The organism is Spongiactinospora gelatinilytica (genome assembly GCF_003236385.1).
Classification (GTDB): Bacteria; Actinomycetota; Actinomycetes; order Streptosporangiales; family Streptosporangiaceae; genus Spongiactinospora; species Spongiactinospora gelatinilytica.
This window is the reverse complement of sequence record NZ_POUA01000439.1, coordinates 1-5,784: the sequence shown is the minus strand read 5'-3', so window position 1 is coordinate 5,784 and position 5,784 is coordinate 1. Positions and strand designations below refer to the sequence as shown.

The 5,784-nt window shown below is 70.2% G+C and carries 5 protein-coding genes; 4 read left to right on the top strand and 1 reads right to left on the bottom strand.

What is annotated here, in order from left to right; translation table 11 throughout:
* The 4 genes from C1I98_RS34100 to trpS all read left to right on the top strand — a co-directional run.
* Positions 1-2,020 (top strand): DnaB-like helicase C-terminal domain-containing protein (locus C1I98_RS34100; RefSeq protein WP_146607812.1); only part of this gene is annotated, 2,020 nt, incomplete at its 5' end.
* A 40-nt stretch (positions 2,021-2,060) separates the two neighbouring features.
* On the top strand, positions 2,061-2,600 hold the full coding sequence (locus C1I98_RS34095; protein ID WP_111171452.1) for a dienelactone hydrolase family protein: 540 nt from the start codon (positions 2,061-2,063) through the stop codon (positions 2,598-2,600).
* A gap of 176 nt (positions 2,601-2,776) precedes the next feature.
* Complete coding sequence (locus tag C1I98_RS34090; RefSeq protein ID WP_438672127.1) at positions 2,777-3,841, top strand: fatty acid desaturase family protein; 1,065 nt, start codon at positions 2,777-2,779, stop codon at positions 3,839-3,841.
* 133 nt (positions 3,842-3,974) lie between these two features.
* Positions 3,975-5,027 carry a tryptophan--tRNA ligase gene (gene trpS / locus C1I98_RS34085; protein WP_199537430.1) on the top strand — a complete coding sequence of 351 codons (1,053 nt, stop codon included), beginning with the start codon at positions 3,975-3,977 and terminating at the stop codon, positions 5,025-5,027.
* On the opposite strand, the gene C1I98_RS34080 is transcribed toward trpS, so the two are convergent.
* A partial coding sequence (locus tag C1I98_RS34080; RefSeq protein WP_233508421.1) for a metallophosphoesterase occupies positions 4,999-5,784 on the bottom strand: 786 nt, incomplete at its 5' end. The two genes, trpS and C1I98_RS34080, sit on opposite strands and share 29 nt — an antisense overlap.

Below are 5,784 nucleotides of genomic sequence, written 5' to 3'. Positions count from 1 at the left end.
CCCAGAGCCGCCCTACGAGCTCGGCAGGCGCCTCGCGCGGGCCGAGGCGGGCCGGGTCCCGCCGGGCTACCTGCGGGCCGCCGAGGAGCAGCGGAGAGAGCTCCTGGCCGGGTTCCTGGACGCCCGCGGCGATGTCACCCCCACCGGGGAGGTGCGTCTGGCCGTCCCCGGGCCCGGCCTGGCCGGCGATGTCGGGGAGCTGATCCTGAGCCTCGGCCACGCCCCCGCCCCGTCGGCTCGCCACGGCGACCGGCACATCGTCGCCTTCACCCCGGCCGGCAAGGTCTTCCGGCTCACCCGCAAGCTCGCCGGGCAGCGTCTCCCGGAGCGGCCGGTCCGCCGGGTGCTGGCCGTACGCCCCACCGCGCCGGTGCCGGTCCGCTGCGTGCAGGTCGACGCCCCCGACCACCTCTACCTGGCCGGCCCCGGCTGGGTGCCGACGCACAACTCCACGCTCGGCCTCGACTTCGCCAGGTCCGCCGCGATCAGGCACCAGATGACCACCGTGGTCTTCTCGCTGGAGATGTCCCGCAACGAGATCACCATGCGCCTGCTGTCCGCCGAGGCCCGGGTCGGCCTCCAGAACATGCGTTCCGGCTCGATGAACGACGAGGACTGGGCCAAGCTCGCCAAGCGGATGGGCGAGGTCGCCGAGGCGCCGCTGTTCATCGACGACTCCCCGAACATGTCGATGATGGAGATCCGCGCCAAGTGCCGGCGGCTCAAGCAGCGCCACGACCTGCGCTTCGTGATCGTCGACTACCTCCAGCTGATGAGCTCGCCGAAGAAGGTGGAAAGCCGCCAGCAGGAGGTCTCGGAGATCTCCCGCGCGCTCAAGCTGCTGGCCAAGGAGCTGGAGGTGCCGGTGATCGCGATCTCCCAGCTCAACCGTGGTCCCGAGCAGCGCACCGACAAGCGTCCCCAGGTGAGCGACCTGCGTGAGTCCGGGTGCCTGACCGCCGCCACGCGGGTGCTGCGCGCCGACACCGGGGCCGAGGTCTCGCTCGGCGAGCTGCTCGCCCGTGGCGAGCGCGACATCCCGGTCTGGTCGCTGGACGAACGCCTCCGGCTGGTCCCGCGCACGATGACCCACGTGTTCCCGAGCGGGGTCAAGCCGGTCTACCGGCTGCGGCTGCGGTCGGGCCGGGAGGTGGAGGCCACGGCCAACCACCCGTTCCTGACCCACGACGGCTGGCGTCCGCTCGGCGAGCTGGCGCCGGGCGCCCGCCTGGCCGTGCCCCGGCACGTCCCGGCCCCGCGGCGGTGCGAGGACGGGCCGATCGACGAGATCACCGAGCCGGACGAGCGCGTGTTCGCGCTGCCCAAATCCCGGCTCGCCAGCTTTGTCCACAGGCTGTGGACAACCGGCGGGCAAATCCGGTGGGACGACACAGAGGCCCGCGTCACGTACGGCCCAGCAGAGCGCCGGGTGATCGACGACCTCGCCCGGCTGCTGCTCCGGTTCAACGTGCCCGCGCACGTCGAGGCGGTGCCCGGCGGCCATCGGCTGAGCGTCCAGGCCCCCGCCGACCAGCTCCGCCTGCTCGACGCGCTGGGCCTCGGCGGCGGCGAGGTCGCCGGCAGGCTGCGCGCGGCGGAGACCGAAGCCGAGGTGTCCGGCGAGGTGTGGCGGCGGGTCGGCAGCGCCCTGCGGCACGACCGCGGCATGGGCGGGGTCGCCACCCTCCTGGACGCGGCCGACCTCGACGTGGTGGCGGTCAACGACGTCTTCTGGGACGAGGTGGCCGCCATCGAGCCGCTGGGCGAGCAGGAGGTCTACGACGCCACGGTGCTCGGCACCCACAACTTCGTGGCCGACGGCGTCGCCGTCCACAACAGCATCGAGCAGGACGCCGACATGGTGATCCTGCTGCACCGCGAAGACGCCTACGAACGCGAGTCGCCCCGCGCGGGCGAGGCCGACCTGATCGTGGCCAAGCACCGTAACGGCCCCACCGCGACGGTTACGGTCGCCTTCCAGGGGCACTACAGTCGTTTTGTGGACATGGCCCCGCATTAGCCCTGGTCGCCCAGCGTACGGGGATGGTACACACGTTCGCATGGCCGAAATCGTTCTCCTGCACTCCGCGCTGGGCCTGCGGCGCGGAGTGGAGGTCGCGGCCGGCATTCTTCGCGATGCCGGTCATATCATCCACGCCCCTGACTATTACGACGGCGAGGTCTTCGACGAACTGGACGCCGGGCTGCGCAAGCGCGACGCCGTGACCTATCCCGAGCTGTTCCGGCGCTGGAAGGAGATCGGCGAAGGCGTCGTCCGCCCGGTCGTGTTCGCGGGCTTCTCGCTGGGCGCGCTGCTCTTCCACAGCGGGGTGCCCGTCCGCGAGGTGACCGACGGCGGGTGGCCCGCGGGCGTACCGGTCCAGGTCCACTACACCGAAGGCGACCCATTCGTGGAGGAGAAGGAGATCGCCGAACTGCGCACGGACGTCGGCGAGCGCTTCGAGCGCTTCGTCTACCCGGGCGATGCCCACCTGTTCGCCGACCCCGACCTGCCCGGCTACTCCGCCGACTCGGCGGTGCTGATGTGGCGGCGGGTGCTTGACGTCCTTAGTCGCGAATCGCCTGACAAGCGGCTATAGCACACTGATGACCCGGTTGGCGGTAAGGCAGGCACCACCGTGAGCCGGGGTGCGCACGGGATTTCGCTCCTGAACGCAAGCTTTCCAAACTTGTACCGGCGCTGGTACCGGTGTAGCGGGCCGATGTCCGGCAAAGTTTCGCTATGTCATCGTCCATGAACAGGTGAGGAGAACCCGTGACCGGCTCAACCATGGTCGATCCCCCCGATCGCTCGGTGAGCGGCCGAGGTAGTGACTTCGCCCGGCTGTCCCGCCGGATCGCGGAGGCCGGGCTGCTGGACAGGCGCCCGGGCTACTACGTCGTCAGATTCGGCATCGTCGGATTCCTCTACGCGGCCGGCTGGGCGGCGGTCTTCCTCATCGGGGAGTCCTGGCCGCTGGCCATCGGCCTGGCCGTGCTGCTCGCGGTGATCTTCGCGCAGACCGCGCTGGTGGCCCACGACCTCGCGCACAAGCAGGTCTTCCGGACCCGGCGGGCGACCGAGGTGACCGGCCTGATCGTCGGCAACCTGCTCATCGGCATGGGCTACGGCTGGTGGAACGACAAGCACAACCGGCACCACGCCAACCCCAACCACGAGGACCTCGACCCCGACGTCTCGCCGGATGTGCTGATCTGGTCCAAGGAGCAGGCGGAGGCCAGCGGCGGGCTGGCCAGGTTCATCGGGCGCAGGCAGGCGTTCCTGTTCTTCCCGCTGCTCACGCTGGAGGGCCTGAACCTCCACGTGTCCAGCTTCCGGGCGCTGTTCCGGCCCTTCATGAAGCGGCGCGGGATCGAGGCCGCCCTGCTGATCGGGCACGTGGTGCTGGGGGTCGGCGCGGTGCTGCTGGCGCTGCCGCTGCCGCAGGCGCTGGTCTTCCTGGTCGTGCACCAGGCGGTGTTCGGGGTCTACCTGGGCTGCACGTTCGCGCCCAACCACAAGGGGATGCCCACGCTGCGCGGCGAGGAGCGACTGGACTTCCTCCGCCGTCAGGTGCTGACCTCCCGCAACGTCACCGGAGGCCGGTTCGTGGACATCGCGCTCGGCGGGCTCAACTACCAGATCGAGCACCACCTGTTCCCCGGCATGCCGTCGCCCAACCTGCGCAGGGCGCAGCCGATCGTCCGCGACTACTGCGCCGAACTCGGCATCGACTACCAGGAGTGCGGGCTGATCCGGTCCTACGCCAAGGCGCTGCGGCACATGCACGAGGTCGGTGAGCCGATCAGGGCCGCCGGTCGGGTAAAGTCGAGCGCGTGATCCGCACATCGAGCTGGTGGTGGCCGTCTTAGGGCGGTCACCTGATGTGCGCACGAAATCGGGCCGTCCTCCGGGCGGCCCTCCTCGTTTTCGGGGCCGCTCCGTAGGCCGCGAAACATCGAGGAGAAGCCGAATGACCACCACCGCGCCACCCAGGATGCTCACCGGCGACCGGCCGACCGGACGGCTGCACCTGGGCCACTACGTCGGCAGCATCGCCAACCGCCGCACGCTCCAGCACTCCTACCAGAGCTACTTCATCATCGCCGACCTGCACATGCTCACCACCAAGAACACCCGCGAGGACATCGCGAGATCGGCGGGCAACGCGCGGGACATGGTCCTGGACTCCCTGGCCGCCGGCCTGGAGCCGGACCTCGCGGTCTTCTACCTCCAGTCGGCGATCCCGGAGGTCATGGAGCTGAACACGCTGTTCCAGAACCTCGTCACGGTGCCCAGGCTGGAGCGCGTCCCGAGCCTGAAGGAGATGGCCAGGGACGCGGGCAAGGAGGAGATGCCCTACGGCCTGCTCGGCTATCCGGTGCTCCAGGCGGCCGACATCCTGTGCGTGAAGGCGCACGCCGTACCGGTCGGCAAGGACAACGCAGCGCACGTCGAGATCGCCAGGGAGATCGCCCGCCGGTTCAACCACCTGTACGGCGAGACGTTCCCGGTGCCCGAGCTGATCTCGGCCGACGTCTCGTCCCTGGTCGGCACCGACGGGCAGGTCAAGATGAGCAAGAGCGTCGGCAACGCGATCTACCTGTCCGACTCGCCGGACGAGGTGCGCCGAAGGGTCCGCGGGATGTACACCGACCCCAAACGCGTCAGGGCCGACATTCCGGGCACCGTGGAGGGCAACCCGGTGTTCGTCTACCACGACGCGTTCAACCGCGACACCGCCGAGGTCGACGACCTCAAGGAGCGCTACCGGACGGGCCGCGTCGGCGACGTGGAGGTCAAGACCAAACTCGCCGACGCGATCAACGCGTTCCTGGACCCGATGCGGGAGCGCCGCGCCCGGTTCGAGAGCGAACCGGGCCTGGTCGAACGGCTCATCGTGGAGAGCACCGAGCGCACCCGTGAGGTGGTCGTGCAGACCGTCAGGGAGGCGCGTGCGGCGATGGGCCTGGACGCGGTCTACGCGGCGTTCACGGCTACGCCGCGACGACCCGTGAGTGCGTGACGAGCCAGCCGCCGTCCGGCTCGAACAGGTGGAAGGACAACCCGGGCGGCTGGTCGTAGTCGATCGCCATGCGCTGGGTGTTCTCGGCGGGCAGCATGAGCGTAGAACTGACGCCCGCGGCCACCCGTACCGGCAGCCCGGCGAAGTTGGCGCTGGCCGCCGTGTGCGCGTGGCCGATCAGCAGCGCCGCCACCGTGCGGCTGCGCCGTAGCAGCACCTGGGCGAGCCGTTCCGGCTCGCGGAGCATGATCTCGTCCACGTAGGGGATGCCGAGCGGCACCGGCTGGTGGTGCATCCCCACGAACACGGGCCGGTCGGCGGACTCCAGCACGCCGTCCAGCCAGGTCAGCGTGGCGTCGTCCAGGTAGCCCTCGGGACGCCCGGGGATGGTGGAGTCGCACAGCGCGATCGTCGCCTCCGGCAGGTGCAGCACCTGGTTCACCGGGGCGTCCCCGCCGTCGCCCGGGCCGTCGTTCGCGCCGAGCAGCACCTTGCGGAACTCGGCGCGCGAGTCGTGATTGCCCGGGCACACGATCGTCGGGTACGGCAGCCGCGCCAGCAGTTCACGGACGGTCTCGTACTCGTCCGCGGCGCCGTGGTCGGCGATGTCGCCGGTCGCCACCACGGCGTCGATGGGCTCGGGGAGTTCGGCGAGATGTCGCACCACCGCCTCAGTCCGTCGCACGCTGTGTTCGGAGCCGCCGATGTGGGTGTCGCTGATGTGAGCCAGGGTGAGCATGCCCCACAGCCTATTGAG

Excerpts from the sequence above, each read along its gene's own strand:
- C1I98_RS34095 (WP_111171452.1), top strand. The coding sequence starts at position 2,061 with ATGGCCGAAATCGTTCTCCTGCACTCCGCGCTGGGCCTGCGGCGCGGA.
- trpS (WP_199537430.1), top strand. The coding sequence starts at position 3,975 with ATGACCACCACCGCGCCACCCAGGATGCTCACCGGCGACCGGCCGACC.